Source organism: Bacteroidota bacterium, assembly GCA_017303905.1.
In the GTDB taxonomy this organism is placed as follows: domain Bacteria; phylum Bacteroidota; class Bacteroidia; order B-17B0; family Aurantibacillaceae; genus JAHEYG01.
Genome location: JAFLBH010000005.1, coordinates 90,320 through 111,636, shown reverse-complemented (window position 1 = coordinate 111,636; position 21,317 = coordinate 90,320). Strand labels below are relative to the sequence as shown.

At 36.9% G+C, this 21,317-nt stretch carries 24 protein-coding genes; 8 read left to right on the top strand and 16 right to left on the bottom strand.

The features are described from left to right. Positions 1 to 158 precede the first annotated feature (158 nt). Both J0L69_15825 and J0L69_15820 read left to right on the top strand, forming a co-directional pair. On the top strand, positions 159 to 695 hold the full coding sequence (locus tag J0L69_15825; GenBank protein ID MBN8694663.1) for a hypothetical protein: 537 nt from the start codon (positions 159 to 161) through the stop codon (positions 693 to 695). Next, on the top strand, positions 670 to 1,356 hold the full coding sequence (locus tag J0L69_15820) for a hypothetical protein (GenBank protein ID MBN8694662.1): 687 nt from the start codon (positions 670 to 672) through the stop codon (positions 1,354 to 1,356). Before J0L69_15825 ends, J0L69_15820 begins: the two co-directional genes overlap by 26 nt. Positions 1,357 to 1,480: 124 nt before the next feature. On the opposite strand, the gene J0L69_15815 is transcribed toward J0L69_15820, so the two are convergent. The 9 genes from J0L69_15815 to J0L69_15775 form a co-directional block, all read right to left on the bottom strand. Beyond that, a complete protein-coding gene (locus J0L69_15815) occupies positions 1,481 to 1,942 on the bottom strand; it encodes a hypothetical protein (protein ID MBN8694661.1) in 462 nt (153 codons plus the stop codon). Next, positions 1,923 to 2,396 carry a helix-turn-helix transcriptional regulator gene (locus tag J0L69_15810; protein ID MBN8694660.1) on the bottom strand — a complete coding sequence of 158 codons (474 nt, stop codon included), beginning with the start codon at positions 2,394 to 2,396 and terminating at the stop codon, positions 1,923 to 1,925. The genes J0L69_15815 and J0L69_15810 overlap by 20 nt, the downstream gene beginning before the upstream one ends. Next, positions 2,383 to 2,964: a hypothetical protein gene (locus J0L69_15805; GenBank protein ID MBN8694659.1), complete on the bottom strand. Its 582-nt coding sequence runs from the start codon at positions 2,962 to 2,964 to the stop codon at positions 2,383 to 2,385. Before J0L69_15805 ends, J0L69_15810 begins: the two co-directional genes overlap by 14 nt. 165 nt (positions 2,965 to 3,129) lie before the next feature. Next, the gene (locus J0L69_15800) at positions 3,130 to 3,465 is read right to left on the bottom strand and encodes a single-stranded DNA-binding protein (GenBank protein MBN8694658.1); all 336 of its coding nucleotides are present in this window, start codon (positions 3,463 to 3,465) and stop codon (positions 3,130 to 3,132) included. A 205-nt stretch (positions 3,466 to 3,670) separates the two neighbouring features. Then, positions 3,671 to 4,003 carry a single-stranded DNA-binding protein gene (gene ssb / locus J0L69_15795; protein ID MBN8694657.1) on the bottom strand — a complete coding sequence of 111 codons (333 nt, stop codon included), beginning with the start codon at positions 4,001 to 4,003 and terminating at the stop codon, positions 3,671 to 3,673. Positions 4,004 to 4,325: 322 nt separating this feature from the next. Next, a complete protein-coding gene (locus tag J0L69_15790; protein ID MBN8694656.1) occupies positions 4,326 to 7,388 on the bottom strand; it encodes a PAS domain S-box protein in 3,063 nt (1,020 codons plus the stop codon). 185 nt (positions 7,389 to 7,573) lie between these two features. After that, the gene (locus tag J0L69_15785; GenBank protein MBN8694655.1) at positions 7,574 to 8,191 is read right to left on the bottom strand and encodes a PAS domain-containing protein; all 618 of its coding nucleotides are present in this window, start codon (positions 8,189 to 8,191) and stop codon (positions 7,574 to 7,576) included. Between the two features lie 144 nt (positions 8,192 to 8,335). Then, the gene (locus J0L69_15780) at positions 8,336 to 9,679 is read right to left on the bottom strand and encodes a serine/threonine-protein phosphatase (GenBank protein MBN8694654.1); all 1,344 of its coding nucleotides are present in this window, start codon (positions 9,677 to 9,679) and stop codon (positions 8,336 to 8,338) included. A gap of 4 nt (positions 9,680 to 9,683) precedes the next feature. Continuing rightward, positions 9,684 to 11,786, bottom strand: coding sequence for a tetratricopeptide repeat protein (locus tag J0L69_15775; GenBank protein ID MBN8694653.1), 2,103 nt, complete (start codon positions 11,784 to 11,786; stop codon positions 9,684 to 9,686). A 90-nt stretch (positions 11,787 to 11,876) separates the two neighbouring features. On the opposite strand from J0L69_15775, the gene J0L69_15770 reads away from it, so the two are divergent. The 4 genes from J0L69_15770 to J0L69_15755 all read left to right on the top strand — a co-directional run bounded on the left by J0L69_15770 (position 11,877) and on the right by J0L69_15755 (position 14,130). Beyond that, positions 11,877 to 12,656, top strand: coding sequence for a helix-turn-helix domain-containing protein (locus J0L69_15770; protein MBN8694652.1), 780 nt, complete (start codon positions 11,877 to 11,879; stop codon positions 12,654 to 12,656). 304 nt (positions 12,657 to 12,960) lie between these two features. Further along, complete coding sequence (locus tag J0L69_15765) at positions 12,961 to 13,341, top strand: hypothetical protein (protein MBN8694651.1); 381 nt, start codon at positions 12,961 to 12,963, stop codon at positions 13,339 to 13,341. Positions 13,342 to 13,348: 7 nt separating this feature from the next. Beyond that, positions 13,349 to 13,729: a hypothetical protein gene (locus tag J0L69_15760; protein MBN8694650.1), complete on the top strand. Its 381-nt coding sequence runs from the start codon at positions 13,349 to 13,351 to the stop codon at positions 13,727 to 13,729. 5 nt (positions 13,730 to 13,734) lie between these two features. After that, positions 13,735 to 14,130: a hypothetical protein gene (locus J0L69_15755; GenBank protein MBN8694649.1), complete on the top strand. Its 396-nt coding sequence runs from the start codon at positions 13,735 to 13,737 to the stop codon at positions 14,128 to 14,130. Positions 14,131 to 14,301: 171 nt separating this feature from the next. On the opposite strand, the gene J0L69_15750 is transcribed toward J0L69_15755, so the two are convergent. Together J0L69_15750 and J0L69_15745 are read right to left on the bottom strand one after the other, a co-directional pair. Then, positions 14,302 to 14,721 (bottom strand): hypothetical protein, encoded by a 420-nt coding sequence (locus tag J0L69_15750; protein MBN8694648.1) that lies wholly within the window; start codon positions 14,719 to 14,721, stop codon positions 14,302 to 14,304. 91 nt (positions 14,722 to 14,812) lie between these two features. Beyond that, positions 14,813 to 16,438, bottom strand: a complete 1,626-nt coding sequence (locus J0L69_15745) for an ATP-binding cassette domain-containing protein (GenBank protein MBN8694647.1) — start codon at positions 16,436 to 16,438, stop codon at positions 14,813 to 14,815. An 88-nt stretch (positions 16,439 to 16,526) separates the two neighbouring features. Between J0L69_15745 and J0L69_15740 the strand changes: the two genes are divergently transcribed. Then, entirely contained in the window at positions 16,527 to 17,360 is an 834-nt protein-coding gene (locus J0L69_15740) for a carboxypeptidase-like regulatory domain-containing protein (protein ID MBN8694646.1), read from the top strand. Here J0L69_15740 and J0L69_15735 read toward each other — a convergent pair whose 3' ends face one another. The 5 genes from J0L69_15735 to xerD are packed head-to-tail and all read right to left on the bottom strand — an operon-like array spanning position 17,361 to position 20,834. Then, entirely contained in the window at positions 17,361 to 18,164 is an 804-nt protein-coding gene (locus J0L69_15735; GenBank protein ID MBN8694645.1) for a 3'-5' exonuclease, read from the bottom strand. 5 nt (positions 18,165 to 18,169) lie between these two features. Further along, positions 18,170 to 19,405: a 4-hydroxy-3-methylbut-2-enyl diphosphate reductase gene (locus tag J0L69_15730; protein MBN8694644.1), complete on the bottom strand. Its 1,236-nt coding sequence runs from the start codon at positions 19,403 to 19,405 to the stop codon at positions 18,170 to 18,172. An 8-nt stretch (positions 19,406 to 19,413) separates the two neighbouring features. Next, complete coding sequence (locus tag J0L69_15725) at positions 19,414 to 19,671, bottom strand: type II toxin-antitoxin system RelE/ParE family toxin (protein ID MBN8694643.1); 258 nt, start codon at positions 19,669 to 19,671, stop codon at positions 19,414 to 19,416. After that, positions 19,671 to 19,874 (bottom strand): hypothetical protein, encoded by a 204-nt coding sequence (locus J0L69_15720; GenBank protein MBN8694642.1) that lies wholly within the window; start codon positions 19,872 to 19,874, stop codon positions 19,671 to 19,673. The genes J0L69_15725 and J0L69_15720 overlap by 1 nt, the downstream gene beginning before the upstream one ends. 48 nt (positions 19,875 to 19,922) lie before the next feature. Next, complete coding sequence (xerD, locus tag J0L69_15715) at positions 19,923 to 20,834, bottom strand: site-specific tyrosine recombinase XerD (protein MBN8694641.1); 912 nt, start codon at positions 20,832 to 20,834, stop codon at positions 19,923 to 19,925. A 34-nt stretch (positions 20,835 to 20,868) separates the two neighbouring features. Here xerD and aroQ point away from each other — a divergent pair, with 34 nt between their 5' ends. After that, the gene (gene aroQ / locus J0L69_15710) at positions 20,869 to 21,288 is read left to right on the top strand and encodes a type II 3-dehydroquinate dehydratase (protein ID MBN8694640.1); all 420 of its coding nucleotides are present in this window, start codon (positions 20,869 to 20,871) and stop codon (positions 21,286 to 21,288) included. Positions 21,289 to 21,317: the final 29 nt, after the last annotated feature.

Genomic DNA, 21,317 nt, shown 5'->3' with positions numbered 1-21,317 from the left:
CGGTGCGGTTCCGAAAACTATTGTCAGGTAATTGTCCCAAACCCTTTCGTTTCGGGTTTATTCAGTAACCGGCTGATAATTAATCAGTTTTTTTGTTTGTTGTTAAATTTTCGCATTTCGCGATTTGCGAAATGCGAAAATAAGCTTATATTTGTGCTATGAGAAAGCATAATGGCATGAGGCCGCAGGATATTGCTGTTCTAATGAAAATAGTTTCATTAGGTAATCAACCATGGCAACTCTCGATGCTTTCAAACGCTTTAGCTATTAGCATTTCCGAAATTTCCGAATCACTCAACAGAAGCAGGCAAGCTAAATTTATTGATTATGAAAAAAAGAAAATAAACCGGCAAAATTTGTTGGAGTTTTTGGAGCATGGTATTAAATATGTTTTTCCTCAACAACCCGGTTCGATGGTAAGAGGAATTGCAACAGCGCATTCGCATCCTTTCTTAAAAGAAAAATTTATAAGCGAAATGAATTACGTTTGGCCTGATTCAAAAGGTGAAGTGATAGGTTTATCAATCGAGCCTCTTTATCCCCGGCAAATTCATGCCGTAAAAGATAATCCTGATTTTTATAAATTGATGGCATTAATTGATGTTATACGAGTGGGAAAAGTAAGAGAGATTAAGTTTGCGGTTGAAGAATTAAAGAAACAAATATTAAATGAGCCATCATCCAAACGTAGTTAGAATAAAGGCGGTACATAATCATTTGGCCGATCTGAAAGACAAGGTGGTTTTTGTTGGTGGCGCAACTACATCGCTCTACGCCGATAGACAAACTCAGGAAATAAGACCAACGGATGATGTAGATGTAATCATTGAGCTTATAAGTTACAATGAACGAACCAAGCTCGAAGAAAAATTAAGATCAATGGGTTTCCGTCACGACATGGAATCAACGGTAGTTTGCAGATTTATAATTCAGGGCATAATCGTGGACATTATGCCTACAACTCCTGATTCAATTGGTTTTAGCAATCAATGGTATCCTGATGGTTTCAAAAATGCAATCGAATATAGGATTGACGATAATAACACGGTTAAAATTCTGAGTCCGCCTTATTTTATTGCCACTAAACTTGAAGCATTTAAAGGCAGAGGCGCGGGTGACGGAAGAACGAGTCAGGATTTTGAAGATATTGTTTACGTTTTAGAAAACAGACAAACAATTTGGGATGAGCTTAATGGTACAAGGGGAGACATTAGAAATTATTTAATAAATGAATTCAGGCAATTAAGGAACAATGTAAATTTATTTGAGTGGATAGATTGCCATGTTGAATATGGGTCTCCTCCTGCAAGTTATTTTATAATTGAAGAAATTGAGAAGTTTATAGCAAATCAGTAACTGTATGCTCATTCGCGCGGTTCCGGCGGTAATCGGCATATATCCGTACATTTTTAAACAGAATCTATTTTACATAAACAAAAAATCCCTCTCGCTATGAGAGGGATTTTTGCTTAGCAGTGTATTATTTCTTTTTCTGTTGTTTAAAGAAATCGTGCGGGTCAATAATGGGTAAGAGCGCATTGGATAAAGTGCTGCCTTTTAATTTTTCTAATAATATACCGCGGCTGGTGGAGTAGGAGATGCCAATTAGTAAAACAATTAATTCTTTATCACGTTCGTTAATGAATTTCCATATGCCGTTTGCATCTTGTGTCACATAGTTGCTAAAATCGATGATGCCATAAGTAAAAACTAATTCTGTTTCTACAATTAAAGCGGATGTGGCTTTAATCAGGGTTTTTATTTGCATGGTTATAACAATGCGGTTGTTGTCAACATCAAAATGTACAATGGGATGTATGTTGTGTATGATGTCGTCTTTACGCAAGGTTTCGGTACCGGCTCCAAAAAAATTGAAGAGCTGAGTTTCCACACTTTGCAGGTTGTATTGTATCAACTCGTTTTTATTTTGCACTGTTACCATATAACTCAATGGGTTCTATGTTTAAATTCGTTTTGCTGTAAAATGGTTTTAAGTACATAAGCTTACCGGTTTTGAAGGCGTCGTTATGTGTACTGTCTGCCACTACTTCATTGGTAATGTTTAGCGTGTTTTCACTTAATGAAGGTGTGTTCATTGGAACTTCCAGCAGTTTTATTTTTAAAACTTTTTGTAAAGCGGCAATTGTTTCTAGTGTTAGATTTTCACGGCCCTTTAAAATTTGAGTAATGCGTTGGGGTGTAACGCGAAGTTGTAAAGCTAAATCCTTCTGTGAGAGTTGCTGTTCTTTAAGAGCGTTCAGTACTTTTAATGCAATACGAAAAGACCAGTCGAGGGACACCTCTTTTTCTTTACGGGCTTTTATTTTGCCCATTAAGCCTGAAGGTTTAGGAGAAATAATTTTCTCCAACTTCTCTTTTATTTTATTCGATTTCATAATTTCCTGTATGTACGTTTTCAAACTCTGCTAATCCTTCTTCGTCAAAAATTCCTCTTTCCTTTAAATAATCGCGGCATTGATCTAATTTTCTGATTTGTTCTTTGGTATGTTCTCTTTCATCCATACGTAAGGTTAATTTAATAGTGCCGCCTGTTATAACATAACTTTCGTTACCTACCCGAACGGCATATATCCGCAACCATTTTGCTTTTGCTTTATTTCGTTTAAGTTCAATTTGTAAATCATAATCCGATAATGGCATAAACAGTACATTCAAGGCTTCTCTTTTTTCAGAGATACTCAGCGTTTCTATTTCACTTAATCTTTCAAAAAGTTCATTCGCTTCTTCACGCGTTTGAAGCACCGCTTCGTCAACCGTTAGATTGTTGTAATAACCATTTTGTAAATCGCTTTTGTTGTTTTCAAAAAACGCTTTTAAATATTCCGGATCATTCCATTGCTCGTATAAGTTTTCCAGCTCAGTTATTTCTGTCGTATTATCGAGGGGCATTGATAATAAAACAGGTTCTGTTTCCTCAGCAAATATACGAATTAATTTAAGCAAATCAATTTAAAACTTTATTTTAATATATTGAATTATAAAATGTTAACAAAAACATCAAAAAAAATGAATTATTTGTACATGTCTTAAGAAACCGAAAGGTTTTAAATAAAATCCCCCTCAGATTTACCGAGAGGGATTTTTATTTACCGAGGTTTCTACTGCACACTACTTCTTATCCAACATCAACATTTCATTCGCCACTATTTCGGTAAAGTATTTTTTAGCGCCTTCTTTGTCGGTGTAATTGCGGTTGCTGAGTTTACCTTCAATCACTACCTGTGATCCTTTTTGTAAGTAGCGTCCCGCGATGTCGGCAAGCTTTCCCCAAATCACAATGTTGTGCCATTGGGTTTCGTTTACTTTTTCGCCTTTTTTGTTCACGTAGTATTCGGAAGTAGCTAATGAGAAGCGTGCTACTTTGTTGCCGTTGTCTAAATCTTTTACTTCCGGTGCCGAGCCTAAATTGCCGATTAACTGTACTTTATTTTTAATTGCGTTCATGGTATATAATGTTTCTTGTTATTTATTTCTTGTTATTTATTTCTGGTCGCGAGGCTTTGCTCGCGATGGCGAGTATACCTTGCCATTTTATGTTTTTTGTGAGTAGGAGGGTTCGTAGTCTTTCTTCTTATTTATCTTCAACCATCTCTCAACTACGAACTCCCAACCCCTAACTCCTTACTCCTGTATCCTTTCTCCTGAATCCTTACTTCTTATTCACTAAAAGTTCTTGAGCGATGACTTCAGTGATGTAACGTTTGCTGCCGTCTTTAGCCGTGTAACTGCGGGTGCTTAATTTCCCGTCGATGATCACTTGCTCGCCTTTTTTTAAGACTTGCTCGGCAATACCGGCGAGTTTGCCCCAGGCTACAATGTTATGCCATTGCGTGGTGGTAATTTTATCGCCTTTCTTGTTTAAATAATCTTCCGAAGTGGCTACCGAAAATCGCGCTACTTTATTTCCGTTCTCTAAGTTTTTTACTTCGGGCATTGCACCTAAATTTCCTGTTAACTGTACGCGGTTTTTAATTGAATTCATAATCTTTGTTTTTTTTGTGCCCGTTTTATTCCGGGCGGGTTTTACGTTATTAATTATTGTTTTTATTTTTTATGTCTTATTCAATTTCGTTGCAACGGTTCTTTGATTTCGACGAGGACAAAGGTATGGTGACAAAAAAACGGGAGTCGTATTTTAAACGATTAAACACGGAAGAAAGTATTTGTAACCGTTTGTAACCGATAAATAAATTACTGTAATTTTATTGAAAGCAGGAACTTAGAATGATTTTTCAGAGGGAAAAGAACAAAATGTTCAGAGAGTGAAATTGAACAAACTGTACACGAATTTTTTTGGAAAAAAATTATTGCGCCGGAAATTCAATGCAAAATTCGGTCCAGTGATTAACTTCACTTTGCACTGAAATGCTTCCGCCCAGTACTTCAACTTGTGTTTTCACCATAAATAATCCCAAACCTTTTCCTTCGGTATGTAAATGAAAACGTTTATACATGCCAAATAAACTCTTGCCGTATTTTTCCACATCAATACCCAAACCATTATCTCTGAAATACAATTTTATTTTATTGTCTTTTAATTCCGAACGTATGGAGATGTTTAATGGTCCGCTTGTTTTACGGTACTTGATGCTGTTATAAATAAGGTTATAAAAAACGCTGTATAAATAAGGCTTAATGCTTAGCATGCGGTCTACTTGCTTAAAATCGGTATTAATGCTGATGTTTATTTCCCGCACTATTTTTTCTATGCTCAACAAAATGTCTTTTACCAGCGCTTCAAATTCAACCGTTTCTTTATTGATGAAGTTTTGATTTTTTACGGTAAGTATTTCGTTCATGTCTTTAATTACTTCATCTAATCGAACGGCTGCGGCGTAAACGCCGGTCATTACTTTGGTTAAATCTTCTTTGCCAAGCGTTTTTATTTTTAATACTTCCGCGAGTCCGAGTATATTGGTTAAGGGCGCACGCAGGTTATGCGAAACCATGTACGAAAACTGTTCCATGTTTTTATTACGCTGAATGAGGTCGTGCGTCATTTTTTCGCGTTCCTGCTCAGCTAATTTTCGGTCGCTGATGTTTTCGTGCGACACTACAATCATATCTTCCTTGCTGCTGAATTTTACTACGGAAAGCGAAAACCATCGTAATTGCTCGGGAGAATGGCAAGGGTATTCGTAATAAAAACTGTTGAGCTCGCCGTTTAATACTTGTTTCAAACCTTTTAGTACTTCACCGGCAATTTCATCACCGTTGTTCATGGCTTTTAAGCACACTTCAAAATAATTGCTTCCTTTCGAAGTTTTGTTTAAATCTGTTTCTCCGTTTTGCAGCGAGAATTGATTCCACGAATCGTTGGTTTCAACAATGATGCCTTCCGAATTTAAAACGGCAATCTGCGAATTCAATGATTTTAAAATACCGCGGTTAAATGCTTCGCTTCGGGCAAGACTGATTTCGGCTTTCTTTTGCAAGTGTATATCCTGAAAACTGCCGTATAATTTAACGCAACGATTGTCTTTAAACTCGGCTTCACCAATGGTTCTTACCCAGCGTTCGTTATTATTGCAAGTAATAATAGGTAGTTCTTCGTCCCAGCTAATCCCTTTTTCGATAGCGTCCATCGCTTTTTGCGTAATCAAATCGCGAATGGAACCTTCTTTATAAAATCTGAGAGCTTCTTCTAAGTTGGGTGTATAATCGGCGGGCGCTTCGTGTATGTCGCGTGTAATCTCGCTCCAGTAAACGGTGTTTTTAATCAGGTCTATTTCCCATTGCCCGATTTTGGCAAGCGCATTGGCGCGTTGCACAAGGCCTTCGAGTTTTTTTCTTTCCGAAATATCAATTCCAACCCCAATGATATAATTGGCATTGTAAATGTTCTGAAAGTAACCGTTAATATAATAAGGTATTTTTTTGCCGTTTTTGGTTAGAATCATTGATTCGGTTTCGGCCGATCCATTATCCAAAATGTGATTTACCGTATCGATGAGTAATTTATTTTCCGGCGCGTCGAAAAAATCGGTGAAGCGCATGTTTTTAATTTCATCTTTGTTATATCCCGAAATGGTTTCAAAGTTTTTATTCCAGCGTACAAATTCACCTTCGGTATTTATTAAATAAAAAATGCCGGGCAAGCTGTTAACGATGGAGTCGGATAATAGTTTCTCGTGCTGTATTTCCAGTTCAGCGTTTTTTTGTTTGGTAATGTCTCGGTAAAAAATGGTAATACCGTCTTTTGCCGGATACATTTTCGCGTTAAACCACGCGTTTAAAGGTTTGTAAAACGATTCAAGCTCCTGAACTTTTGTGGTCGCTAGCGCTTCATAATATTTATCATAAAAAGCGGTTTCCTTTAATTCGGGGTGTATCTCCCAAATGTTTTTTCCAATGACATGTTCTCTTCCACCCGGATGCTGAAGTAAAGCTTCATCATTTAAATAAACGTAATTGTTGTTTGTGTCGAGCGCGATTACGGCATCGCTTACCCTTTCCATTACGTTTTTAATATTAGTTTCGGCTTCCGCTATTTTGGCCGATTTTTCATTTACCAATTGTTCTAAACGTTGTGGCTCTCTGGCAATGTACCAACCCCATAATCCACATACCAATGAAAATAAAAGAGAAAGTACAATAAATGGTAAAACTCTGCTAAAGGCTGTTTCTGTTTTTAATTTCACATACACGTTCCAGTCGCCTTCGGCTATATTTACCGAATACGTGGAGTTACTGTTATTCTGAATCGAATTCGAAAGAAAAAATTCTTCCTCTTTGGTGTTGGGATTGAATTTGGAAACCTGATAGATAAAGTCGGGGTCTTCGCCTTCGTTTATTCCCACCGCTTTAAATAGTGTGTTTAATTTAATAAGTACAACCGAGAACCCGAAAAATTCATTTTTAATAAATATCGGCAATCGGCCCACTATGCCGCTGCCGCCTTGTTTTAAGTTAATTGGTCCGGCAAAATAAAGTTTGTTTTTTTTAATAGCTCTAAAGGCTTCTTTATTTGTTTTAGGATCGGCAAGTATATCGTAACCAATTACCGATTCATTTCCCTTTAGTGGATACACATGGGTAATTACACCTTTTTGTGTGAGTTCAATGGCATCAATATTGGTATTCGTATTGAGCAACAATCTGGCAATACTGTCGAAATCATTTGGTACGCCATAATTTTTTATGATGAAGGCAAAGGTTTTGGCCACCGCAAGGTCTTTAGCCATTTCTTCCTGAAAACGATCTTTAATGGATTCGGTTTTTTTTATGAGTTTTTCATTGTCTTCTTTTTCTATGATGCGGTAACGTTGGTATACTAACGATAAAGTCAAGAGTATGGTAAATACAAAAACCACTATTCCGAAAAGGATAGGTTTTTTGGTTGGTATTAATTTATAAATACTACTCATTTCAATACTCAAAAGATAGGCAATAATACTCGCTATTTATGGAATGGCTTAGCGAAATTAGACGAATTGCTTAATTTGTCGGTTTGTTTGATTGAATAACACTTAAGCGATAAAATAGTTCATCGGGATTAATCTTACTATTCAATTCAGATTTTTTTTGATACCGTTTTAAATCGCGCAAGTTTTTAAATTTCCTTACGTGTGTAAGACGGACTCAATCTTAGATTATTCATTTTTTTGGTAAGTTCTCTCGAAAACATTTCCAGATTATTTATGGACTCCCGCATGTAATCAGCGGCTTTCAGTAATTCATTTTTATTTATGGAGTCGGAGAGCAATAATCCGGATAGTCCGCTTATATTAGTAATGGGTTGCCGTAAATGATGTGAAGTGTAAAATAAAAGTTCTTCCAGATTGTCGATGTGTTCTTTGCGAAGTTCTTCCGATTTTTTTCTAGCGCTAATATCCATCGATAAAATGAAAATACCTTCATTCACCGGTTCAACTCTTAATTCAAACCAACCTTTAGAGCCATCCGGAAACGTAAATTCATTTTCCATCACCTCCGATACCCTTTCATTCATACATTTTTCAAGTATGCGAAACATGTCGGTTTTTTCAATGCCGGGAAAACACTCCATCATGGTTTTGCCTAATAAGTCGGATTTATCGTTGCATTTACTTTGTTTAACGATGGCATCGTTTACGTAAAGATATTTCCATTCTTTACTGATTAACTGAAACCCTTCCAATAAATTATCGAAGGTGTTCAAGTAATTTTTTTCAAAATCTTTATAAGGCATAGGGTATAGATTATAGAGATTGGTATAAATAAATGTAGTCAATTTATTTACGCGATATACAGGAAAAAACTGATTTTATATCTGAAAAATGGTGATTTCACTCATTTGAGGGGATGTTTTTTGGCTTTATTTTAGCAGTTTGGGCTAAACCTTTATTCCAATCACACACACATCATCGGTTTGTTCCAGAGCACCTTTCCAGTGATGTAATGTTTCTTCTAATATCTTATGTTGATCCTGCATGGACTTATGTTTATTGGCTTGCAGTAATTCACTTAATTGTTTGTACTTAAATTTTTTTCCTTTGGGTCCGCCAAACTGATCGGCATAACCATCACTGAACAAATAAACAATATCGTCTTTTGATAATTGAACGTGTTGAGAGGTGAAATCTTTTTCATTAGCATGCGCCCCTATGGGTTGCTTATCCGCTTTTAATTCTATCAGTTCGTTTCCTTTCAGTATCCAAGCCGGATTATTGGCTCCCGAAAACCATAAGTCATGGGTATCATCATCCATTTTTATTAATGCAATGTCCATCCCGTCTTTTTGTCCGGTACCTGCGCTTTTTAAATTTTGTTTTACCAGTCGGCGTGTTTCATCCAATATTTTTTCTGTATCGTAAATTTTATTGTTCACCACAGCTTCATTTAAAGCATTGCAACAAATTACACTCATCAAGGCGCCGGGTACGCCGTGTCCGGTACAATCAGCTACCGCGCAAAAGCGAACATAATTTTTAGTGCTTTCTTTTTGCACGGCGTAAAACCAATAAAAATCGCCGCTTACTATGTCTTTTGGTTTAAAGAATAGAAAGGCATTGCTAAACGCGCGATGAAAAACTTCGGGCGAAGGCATGTATGCCGACTGAATTCTTTTGGCGTAGTTAATGCTGTCGGTGATTTCTTTATTTTTTTCGGCAAGTTTTTCGCGACCTTCATTTAACTCGAGTTTAAATAAAAACACAATGCCAATGCTTGTGGTGAGTACAATGAAAAGATTAAACAAAAATATTGCCATGGCAAAAGGAACGGTATCGATGGGTTCAATAAATACATTGCCTACAATGGAAAGCGCGAGTAATAGAACGCATAAAATAATATACGCGAGTGCTTGTTTCGATTTAGGATAAACGATGATAGGCGGCACGGAGATAACTAAAAATCCGAGAAAGAAACCGGTGTCTTTTCCACTCACAACGGATGCAGTGCCAAATACAACAGGAGCCATCGCACACACAAAATTACGGGCCGCGTTTAAGCCCATGGTTTTAATGAGTAAAAATGGCAATGAAAAAACGATTAAACCGCCAATAAAAGTGAGCGCAATGTAAAAGTGGCCGGTTATACCGAATAGCAGTACAAATAAAACACTAATGGGCACACCTAAAAAACTGATTCCATTAACGAGTTTAACTTGCTCTTTAATTTCATCCGGCATTTCGGGACGAATGCCAATTTCGGTGACGCGTATAAAAAGTTTTTTCAAGTCTTTAAAATTTTATTCCCATGATACACAAATCATCTACTTGTTCCAATTCACCTTTCCAGGATGCAATTGTTTTTTCTAATTCGTTCTTTTGTTCTGATACCGATTGCGTGTGCAGATTCAAAAGCATATCATTTAACTGACGGTACTTAAATTTTTTTCCTTTGGGTCCGCCAAACTGATCGGCATAACCATCGGTATAAATGTAAAGTGTATCGCCTTCGTTGTAGTTTAAGCTGTAAAGTGTAAATGGTTTTTCGACAATGCCTTTTCCTACCGGCATTTTATCTTTATCTAATTCTTTTAATGAATTATGGCTGATAAATACGGGCGCGTTGTTGGCGGCGGCGTAGGTTATTTTTTTGTTTTGCTTATCAATGCAAAGTAAAACGCCGTCCATACCATCCTTTTGTTCGTCTTGCGAAAGATTTTCAATTAATTTTTTTCGCACGTAATTAAAAATCTCGTTGGGCTTGGTAATGTTTTTTTCTTTGATGGCTTCGTTAAGGAAACCAATGTTAAGCACACTCATGAATGCACCCGGCACACCATGCCCGGTACAATCGCAAACGGCTACGTAAATAGAATGATTGTGTTCAATAGCCCAGTAAAAGTCGCCGCTTACAATATCTTTTGGTTTAAATAAAATAAAATGCTGGGGGAGGGCTGTTTGCAAAAAATCGGAGTGGGCAAGAAGGGCGTATTGTATGCGTTTGGCATAGTTGATGGAGTCGAGAATTTCTTTTTGTTTTTCTTCTACAATATTTTTTTGTTTTTCCATTTCGCTTTTTTGCGAACTGATAATTTTGTTAGCCGCTTCTTTTTGTTTGTAGGCTTTATAAATAAAAATGGAGAGCACAAATACCACAAGTAAGAAAATGGAAATACTCCAGATGATAATACGCTGCGTTCGTACTTCTTCTTCGTGCTTAAGTCTTACTTGTTCATTCTCGAGTTCAGTAATTTTTTTATCCTGTTCAATTTGATAATTGTATTCGAGTGAGGATAATTTTTTTCCTACCTCGGCGTTATTCATAGAATCTTTTATGACCTTATGTTCGGTATAATAATCCAGCGCTTTTTTGTAATCGGCTTTCAGACGATAAATTTTAGATAAGCCGGCCAATGCTTCGGAGAGTTCTGAAGTCCATTTTGCTTTTCGTGTGTAATCTTCCGCTTCTGTATAATATTTAAGGGCTTCTTCAATATTATTCATTTTAAGATAGGCCGAGCCCATGCGAAGTAAAACGGAAGAATATAAGTCGGCATCCTCGGAGGATTTAGCGATGGCATAAGCCCGTTTATAATAATCTAATGCGGCCGAGGGTTCATTTTTTTTAAAGTAAATAAATCCTATGTTGTTATAGCTGTAAGCTTGTCCCACTATGTTTTTTTGTTTGGTTTGAATACCGAGCGCTTTATTATAGAAGAAGAGAGCGGAGTCGTGACGGTTTAAACTTGTGTAGGTGTTGCCGAGGTTTAAATAGTTAAACGACATTTTGAGTTTATCATCCACATCGGTATTAAACTTTAAAGCTTTCGAGAAATAGTGAATGGCTTTCGCGTATTCTTTTTGTGTACTAAAAATATTACCTAAGGAATTGTAAGAGGTAGCCAGAAATTTTTTGTTATTGGTTTTTTCGGCATAGTTTAAAGCTTTGTAATAATATTCGGCGCCTTGTGTGTAATTGCCTTCCTCGTTATAGCATTTACCAAGCGTATTGAGTATTCTGAAAAAATCATCATCGCTTTTTAATTTCTCGCATAAAGGCAAAGCGTCGTTAAGGTATTTTTTAGCGATATCGTTTTTTCCGGTGTTACTAAATATGTTACCTGCATTAAAGCGGGCGCGTAAATTTCCTTTGAGGTAATTGAGTTTTTCGGAAAGCGCGATAGCCGAATCGATATAGCTTTTTATTTCATCGGTCGATTTTTCGGTACTCACATAAACCTCATACGAAAGAGCATTTAATAAATTAACCTTAGCGGTATCGTTTTTCGAAACGTTAAGGGCTTTTTTGAGTGAGTCAACAGTTCTGCTTTGCGCGAACAGTGCCGAGCTTCCGAAAAGGAAATAAAAGAGTAAAAGTATAAGGTGTTTGGGCATAAATCGCTTAAACGAATATATGTATTTATAGGGGGATTTTGAAATAACTATAATTTGTAGTATATTTGTGCTACAAAACGTAGTAATATGATTAATAAGATAGCCAACAACATTAAGTACCTGCGTCAGCTAAAGGGCTTATCGCAGGAGCAAATGGCCGATGAGTTGGAGGTAACCCGTTCACGAATTGGTGGGTACGAAGAGGGGAGAAACGAGCCACCAATTGATTTACTGATAAAATTATCAGAGTATTTTCATATTGCCATTGATGCCCTTATTAAAGGCGATTTGAAGAAAACCAATCCGGATGCACTCATGAAAATCGGTAAGAACCGAATTTTATTTCCGGTGATTATTGATAATGAAGGCGATGATATGATTGAATTAATTCCGGTAAAAGCCTCGGCGGGTTATTTACGCGGCTATTCCGATCCGGATTATATTGAGCGTTTACCGCGCATGAAATTACCTTTTCTTCCGGTGGGCAAACACCGCGCCTTTCCTATTAAGGGCGATTCGATGCCGCCATTAAAGGATGGTTCTTTTGTGATTGGTAAATACCTCGAGCGTTTAGATGACATGAAGGATGGTAACACTTACATAGTTGTTACCAAGGACGATGGTTTAAGTTATAAGCGTTTACATAATGTAAACAAGAAAGAGGGTACGGTAGAGTTGCATTCCGATAATAAAATGTATCAACCTTATAAAGTAAGGCTTGATGAGGTTTTAGAATTGTGGGAATACACCTGCAGTATTAATATAGGCGATTATAAAGATGAAGAATTAAATCTCGATAGCATCATGAATATGTTACGCGGATTAAAAATTGAGATTGAGCAAATCAAAAAAATTAGCAAGCCTAATTGAAATTATTTTTTCAAAAGCACTTCTTATAAAATCAGTAAACAGGTAAGCAAATCGCTTGCCTGTTTTTGTTAGCGGAGTATCAAATCCATTGTTATAAATAGTAAGTCGGCCGTAAAACTCACCTTAGTTCCAATAAAAAAGGCTGCATTCTTGCTAAATATCTGAACAGTAATTGATTAAGATTAACGAATTTCTTACATAACTAAGTATTTTTCTTTTTTTTCCTTTTCTAATCTGATTTAGAATCTTATATTTATCATAGGTTTTCATAGGGTTCATCCTGTTAAAATCATAATTGGTCGATATGAAACAATTTGAAACAAACACCATTAAGTTATGTGTCCACAAAACCGGGTTTGTTGAATTAGTGATTAAGAATAATGCCGTTTTTGATACTGCCGACATCATTGAATCTAAAAAATTTATTACACAAGTTTTAGGAGAAAAGAAAGCTTACATTTTGATGGAAGCGGAGGGCACTTTTTATACGTCGCGTGAAGCGCGTGAATTGGCTGCGTCGCCCGAGCATTCAACACACCACGGAGCCGTGGCCTTTTGCAGTGATAAATTAGCGTATAAAATATTAGGAAAGCTTTATATAAAAATTAACCGTCCGAAAGTCCCGACAAAATACTTTACAAAACGAAAAGAAGCCGTAAAATGGCTGGAAACGTTTTTAAAGTAGAATTTAAATGAAAAAATTTGAGAACGATATTTATACAATGAACATACACGATGATTTATTTTTAGAATTCATTGTGAGGAAAGATGCTACTTTAAAAGAATCGGATGTTTGGTTATCGAAACAACAAGCAGAGGAAGCCTATCCGGGAAAAAAGTTTTATGTGTTGTTGGGTGGTGAAGAGTTTTTTCAGGTAACAAAAGAAACCCGAGAGGCAGTGGCCTCACAAAAGTTCAGCACGCACCTGGCGGCCGTTGCCTTATTTAGCAACGAGCTTGCCATGAAAATTCTTGGTAACCTGTATATAAAAATAAATCGCCCCGAAGTGCCAACAAAATTTTTTACTGACAAAAACAATGCGGAACTTTGGTTGCGATCTTTCATGAAATGAAAACAATGAATCACCTAAAACAAATACAACTTTCACATTCCAAAGTTTGGATGCGGGAAGATGGTATTGTGGTAATTGAATTTGGAGATCATGTAGATCTTGATGTAAAGGAGGCGAGAGAATTAGTACAAGCAACCAAAGAATTAGCGGGAGGCAAAAAGGTATTGATTGTAAATATAGCCGGCAAGCAAACTACAGCTACATCGGCTGCGAGAAATTTTGCCGCATCCCCGGAAGCAATTGAATATACACTCGCGGAGGCTTATGTGGTAAACAATTTGCCGCAAAAAATCATTGCGAACTTCTACATCAACTTTCATAAACCATTAGTGCCTACCAAAATTTTCAATAATGCGGAAGCAGCTATTGTGTGGTTAAAATCGCTTGAATTAAAAGCATGATAGCGCGATTTATCCCATTGAGAAATTAAAAACTACCGTTTCTTCTTTTTATTCGGATCGCAGTTTTTACAGTCGGGATAAAGGGCCGATCGTAAAAAAAATATCCGGTGGATATTTTTAGCGAGGAGCCGGTCTGTGTGAGCGCGATTTATCCCAATGAGAAATTAAAAACTACCGTTTCTTCTTTTTATTCGGATCACAGTTTTTACAGTCGGGATAAATCAAAATCCCGCACGCATCGGGTAGTTTCTGCTGATGTCCTTCTTCATCTTCCGCCACAATTTCTTTTAAGCATAAATTCGTGGCTTTGGTTCTTTTCTTTAAATACTTTACAGTCTTATCCGGAAATTCATTACCAACTACTTTACTTTGAAAATGACCATCTGTATCCTGAAAAGTGATAACAAAACTTTTTATCGCTTTTTCGTAGGGATTTCCGTATTTGTCTAATGCAATGACTTTGTAATTGGTGTAGTCAAATTCAGCTTTAAAAAAAGGATCTTCTTTCTTGATTTTTATTTTTTCTACTTCCTGCGAAAACACAGGTATCGAAAAAGCCAGAGCGAGCAAAGTAAGGATTAAGTTTTTCATTGTTTTCAATCTTACATAAAATTAAACAGGATATCCAACAAAAAAACAATAACGTTTGCCGTGTATTAACCGCGCTTTGTCAATTACCGGATTACTTTGCTAAACTACCATAGAGCTTTTCTCTCTGCTCTTTTACAGCCGCGCTTTCAAGGTACTCGTCGTAAGTACAAACTTTATCGATGATGCCATTTGGTGTTAACTCAATAATTCGGTTAGCTACCGTTTGCACTAACTCGTGGTCATGACTGGTAAATAAAATAGTTCCGGTGAAATCTTTCATGGCATCGTTATAGGCAATAATGCTTTCCATGTCTAAGTGATTGGTGGGTTCATCCAGAATCAACATATTCGGATTAAACAGCATCATTCTACTGGTCATGCAACGTACTTTTTCTCCACCCGATAATACATTACATTTCTTTAATACTTCCTCACCGCTGAATAACATTTTACCTAAAAACCCGCGTATGTAACTCTCGTCTTTATCCTTGCTGAATTGTCTTAACCAATCCATTAAGTTTAAATCGCTTTTAAAGAACTCAGAGTTGTCGTTTGGTAAATAAGCTTTATGTATGGTTGTACCAAATTTGTATTCTCCTGTATCCGGTTTTTCAACTTCATTAATAATATTAAATAATGCGGTAATGGCTAAATGGTTACGACTTAAAAACGCAATTTTATCTCCTTTACGCACATTAATGTTGGCTTTTGAAAATAATAAACCATCCGCATTCGATTTTGATAAATTCTCAATGTGTAAAATCTGATCGCCGGCTTCACGTTCCTGCTTGAAAATAATGCCCGGATAGCGACGCGTACTCGCCGGGATTTCATCAATCACTAATTTCTCTAATAATTTTTTACGACTGGTTGCTTGTCGCGATTTACTGGCATTCGCGCTAAATCTTCTCACGAAATCTTGTAACTCCGCGCGTTTATCTTCTAATTTTTTATTTTGATCAGAACGTTGACGCAAAGCTAACTGACTCATTTGATACCAGAAGCTATAGTTACCCGTGTAGGTTTTTAATTTACTGTAATCAATATCACAAATGTGTGTACACACCGCGTCTAAAAAGTGACGATCGTGGGAAATTACTATAACGGTATTCTGAAAATCAGCCAAAAAGTTTTCGAGCCAGGTAATTGTTTCCACGTCTAAGTCGTTAGTAGGCTCATCCATTAACAGAATGTCGGGATTACCAAACAAAGCTTGCGATAAGAGAACTTTTACTTTTTCCTTACCGGTTAAATCTTTCATGAGTTTGTAATGACTCTCCACATTCACACCTAAATTGCAAAGCATTTCGGCGGCATCACTCTCTGCGTTCCAACCATTCATTTCAGCAAAATCCGCTTCTAATTCAGAGGCTTTTAATCCATCGGCTTCACTGAAATCAGGCTTAGCATAAATAGCTTCTTTTTCTTTAATGATTTTGTAAAGCTTTTTATTACCCATTAAAACAGTATCTAACACAGTAAATTCATCGAACTCAAAGTGATTTTGTTTTAATACACTCATGCGTTGACCGGGCGTTATACTAACCTGGCCTTTTGTAGGCTCAATTTCTCCGGAAAGAATTTTCATAAAGGTTGATTTACCGGCACCGTTTGCGCCAATAATGCCATAGCAATTTCCGGGTGTAAATTTTACCTCTACTTCGTCAAATAAAACACGTTTGCCATATTGCAAACTCACATTCGATACTGTAATCATGTTACTGAAAATAAGGTGGCAAAGATACACATTTTAGGCTAAAGCTCAGGTTTTTAAAATATGCGTAAATTCAGGCTTTTATTTTGCCTTGTATAGGATACTACTCATACTTTTTTGCTGTCACTGGTCGCTTGGTCAGGTTGCTTTGAGCGGACGAATTACCGAGGAGAAATCGGGCTTACCGGTGCCTTACGCTTCTGTGGGAATTTCCGGAAAACATTACGGAACACTCAGCAATTCGGATGGTTTTTTTACTTTAAAACTACCTTATCTTACCGAGAAAGACACACTCAAAATTTCGGCCATTGGGTATGAACCGGCAACCTTTGCAAAGCCCGATTTGAAAGGGTTTACCAATAAAGTAATTTCTTTAAAGCCCGTGTTAGTTGAATTGAAGACGGTTGACATTAAAGCAAAAATTGTAAAACGAAAAGTATTGGGAACCACTAAATACAGTACTAAAAATTGCACGGCTTTTGTAACAGAAGATGAAAACTGGCTGGGCTCTCAAGCGGCCATTTTAGCCGGAAACAAAAAAGGACAATCGGTATACATCGAAAACTTCAGCTTTTACATCATAAAAAACACATTTGAAGATTCGATAAAATTCCGACTGATGTTTTACGCGGTGTCTCCCAAGGGCTATCCGTATCAATCTTTTTTAAAACGTCCGGTTATTTTTAAAACCAATGTGAAGCAGGGGATAGTCACGGTAGATTTAAAGGATTACTATATCACAACGGATGATGATTTTTTCATCAGCTTAGAATGTCTGGAAGAAAAAATGGATGCCACTAAATTTTGTTTTGCAGGATCTGTCAATACGCCTTCTTATTGCAAGACGAAAGTATTTGGTTATTGGCGTAGGGTAAAAGGTGGTGGAGCCGATTTTAATGTAACGGTTTCTTATTTGAAGAAGTAATTATTTCTTCATGCGTAACCGTATCTGCGTAATGATTTTTTTGGTGTAAAGCGGAAAATCGCCATTCATCATCCAGCTGTAATACGAAGGTTCTTTTTCAAAAACTTCTACAACCGGTTTGTCTTTATGTTTTCCGAAAGCAAAAACTTCTACACCGGCGTCGTTGAAAATAATTCTGCCTGCTAAATCCACATTTTTTGTTTTAGCGGTCAGTTCACTGAGTACCTGCATATCGTTTTTTACAGGCTTAACTAAATTGCCTTTCGCATCGGACACTTCAGTGTTTTCGTATTTTTTCAGTTGCGCTAAAAACACTTCGTATGTTGCTTTTATATCAGCCTCTGCACTGTGCGCGTTTTCAATGGATTTATCGCAGTAAAATTTATACGCTGCAGCCAATGTACGCGGTTCCATGATGTGAAAAATATTCTGCACATCTATTAACCGACGATTCGATAAATCAAAATCAACTTCAGCGCGTAAAAATTCTTCAAGTAATAAAGGCACATCAAATTTGTTCGAGTTGTATCCCGCTATATCGGCATTACCAATAAAATTCGCGAGTTGTGCGGCTACCTGTTTAAATGCGGGGCAATCTTTCACATCGCTATCGTAAATTTTATGAATACGCGATGAAGCATCAGGAATGGGTATTCCCGGATTGATGCGCATGGTTTTAACTTCCGTGCTATTATCGGTATTTACTTTTAAAATACAAATCTCAACAATTCGATCGCTGGCCACATTCACACCTGTAGTTTCCAAATCAATAAATGCCAAAGGGCGCGTTAAATTCAGTTTCATGTTTTTTAAGATAAATGGATGGTGCTTATGGCGCTTAACATCTCTTGCACAGACTTCACTCCGCTGTAATAAGAATTAATTTTATGCATGACTTCATCGAGCAGAGAATCCGGACAAGAAGCACCGCTGGTAATAATTACTTTAAGCGGTGTTTTCGATGGTAAAAAGTTTTCGGTGCTGAGGTGTTTTTTATTCGGGTAATCGAAATGATGAATGCGTGTGTTGCTTTCAATTTCTTTTGCAGATGAAATAAAATAGGTTGGGAATTTTTTCTCCAGCAACTCCACCAAATGTGAAGTGTTACTGCTATTATAGCCGCCTATTACAATCGCCAAATCCGCATCCGATTTCATTAAACCGTAAGTCGCATCCTGATTTTCGTTGGTGGCATAACATAACGTATCATGCGTATCTGCGAAATGATTCTTAATTTCTCCCACACCATACTTCTCTTCCATAACCGATTTAAAATAGTTGGCAATTTCCTCTGTTTCGGAAGCTAGCATGGTTGTTTGATTAATAACACCAACTTTTTCAAAATCTTTTTTGATATCAAATCCTTCAGAAAATTTGCCACTGAAGGTTTTCTCAAAATCAGCCTGACTTTTATTTTCTAATATGAAGGAAGCCAAAACTTTCGCTTCTTCTAAATCACGAACAACAACAGCTTTACTGTGCACACTGCTTCTCGAAAATGTAGAGCGCGTTTCTTCGTGATTGTATTTACCGTGAATGATAATGGTGTGATTGGTTTTTCCTATTTGCTCGGATTTTTTCCAAACTCTTTCCACAAACGGACAAGTCGTATTATACTTTTCTGTTTGAATTCCTTTTTTCTCAAGTAACTCCAAAATATTAAGCGGTGCTCCAAAAGCAGGAATAATAACAACGTCATTCGCAGTGAGCGTATCAAATGAAATCAATTGTTCGCCATGTGTATCTTGCAGAAACAAAACGCCTCTCTCCGTTAGGTCTTTATTTACTTCCGGATTGTGTATCATTTGACTGAGCAAGAAAATTCTTTTGCCCGGATTTTCATCTAAAGCTTTAAATGCAATTTCAATGGCGTTTTCTACACCATAACAAAAACCGAAATGTCGCGCGATGTAATATTTAACCGGACCAAAATCCAGAACAGTCGGTGAATTATCTTTCTTGCGTGGGTCCTGTGTTTTACGATAGGTTTTTACAGCCGAAATAATCGGACTGCGGTAAAACTCAGGAACATTGAAGGTTTTCATTTGACTTGTTATTCGTAAATATTTTTTCTGTGTCCAATTGCAATAACCGCTACCAATAGAATTTGATCATGAATTTCATAAATAATTCTGTAGTTTCCTTGCCGTACCCTAAAGGCGTCACGACCCTTCAGTTTTTTATAACCATGTGGACGTGGATTTAGGGATAATTTTTTTATTGTTTTAATAATTGGAAGAGCAACATTATCCGGAAGCTTGTCTAGTTGTTTTTGAGCTGTTTTAGACAAAGTAACTCTATATGGATTCATTATTGCTTTTTGCTTTTTCTTGTTTTTAGATATTCAGTTAACTCAACGGAAGATTCGTTTTTTGATTTAACCTTATCATATAGGCGGATATCTTCCAATTCTTCAAGTTCATTCAGCAAAAAGGTATATTCATCAATAGATAAAACAACCGCCTGTTTTTTTCCCGCGGGATTAGTAATATATTTTGGATGCAAGGTCATTATCACAAATTTACAAATAATTTAATGTGCACGGGAACTAAAAAATGAAATTTAACGCTTTTTATTACGCGGATGATAGCTCAGAATATTATCCCTCAAATATTGTCTGTCGAGATGCGTATAAATTTCAGTTGTAGTAATGCTTTCGTGGCCCAGCATTTCCTGAACGGCTCTTAAATCGGCGCCGCCTTCCACTAAATGGGTGGCAAAGGAGTGACGGAAGGTATGCGGACTCATCTTCTTCTTGATACCGGCTTTATTGGCCAAATCCTTAATGATGTAAAAAACCATCACGCGTGAAAGCGGAGAACCGCGACGATTTAAAAAGATGAAATCACCGGCATTTTTTTTAACCGGCAAATGCACACGCACATTGTTAATGTAATTCAGTAAAAGTTTTTTTGCTGTCTTGCCAATGGGTACTAGTCTTTCTTTACTCCCTTTACCTGTTACTTTAATGTAATCTTCGTTAAGGTGCAAGTCGCTAATTTTTAAAGTTACCAATTCACTTACGCGTAAACCGCACCCGTACATGGTTTCTAGAAGCGTGATGTTTCTTTCTCCTTCGGGACTGCTGCGATCAATTTGCGCGATGAGTTTATCAATTTCTTCAATGCTCAAAAAAACAGGCAACTTACGGGTTGTTTTGGGTGCTTCCAGTAATTCGGCCGGACTCTGCTTCAATTCATTTTCGAGAAGAAGAAACTTGTAAAAGGTTTTAATACCCGAAATAATGCGTGCCTGAGAAGTGGGGGTAAATCCCATTTCAGAAATGTATTTTACAAAGGCTTGTAAGTGTTTTAAATTGAGCTGAAGCGGTGATAAGTTATTTAGTTCTGTTTGAGAAAATAATTCCAATTTGTTCAAGTCATCGGCATAGGCTTCAATAGAGTTTTTAGAGAGGGAACGCTCCAATTGAAGGTACTGCTTAAACCGTGTTTTATAAGATGACCAGTTACTCAATTTATTTACGTATTTTTATAACGAAAATTACAGTATGAAGTTAATCATAATTAACGGACCAAATTTAAATCTTTTAGGGATAAGAGAGAAAGAGGTTTATGGTAATAAAACCTTTGATGATTATTTTGAAGAGTTGAAGGAAAGGTATCCTCAGGTGGAGTTGGAGTATTATCAAAATAATGTAGAAGGCGAATTAATAAACGAGATTCAGGAAAAAGGATTTTTATACGACGGTATCATTTTGAATGCCGGAGGATATACGCATACTTCGGTAGCTATTGCGGATGCCGTGAAAGCCGTGAAAGCCCCTGTGGTGGAAGTACACATCAGTAATATTTTTGCGCGTGAAGATTACCGTCACGTTTCCTATTTAGGTAAAAATTGCGCAGGAAGTATTTCCGGTTTCGGATTGAAAAGCTACGATTTGGCGATTGAGTATTTTTTGAAAAATTAAAAAGTGTTCCCGCAGATGCCGCTGATTAG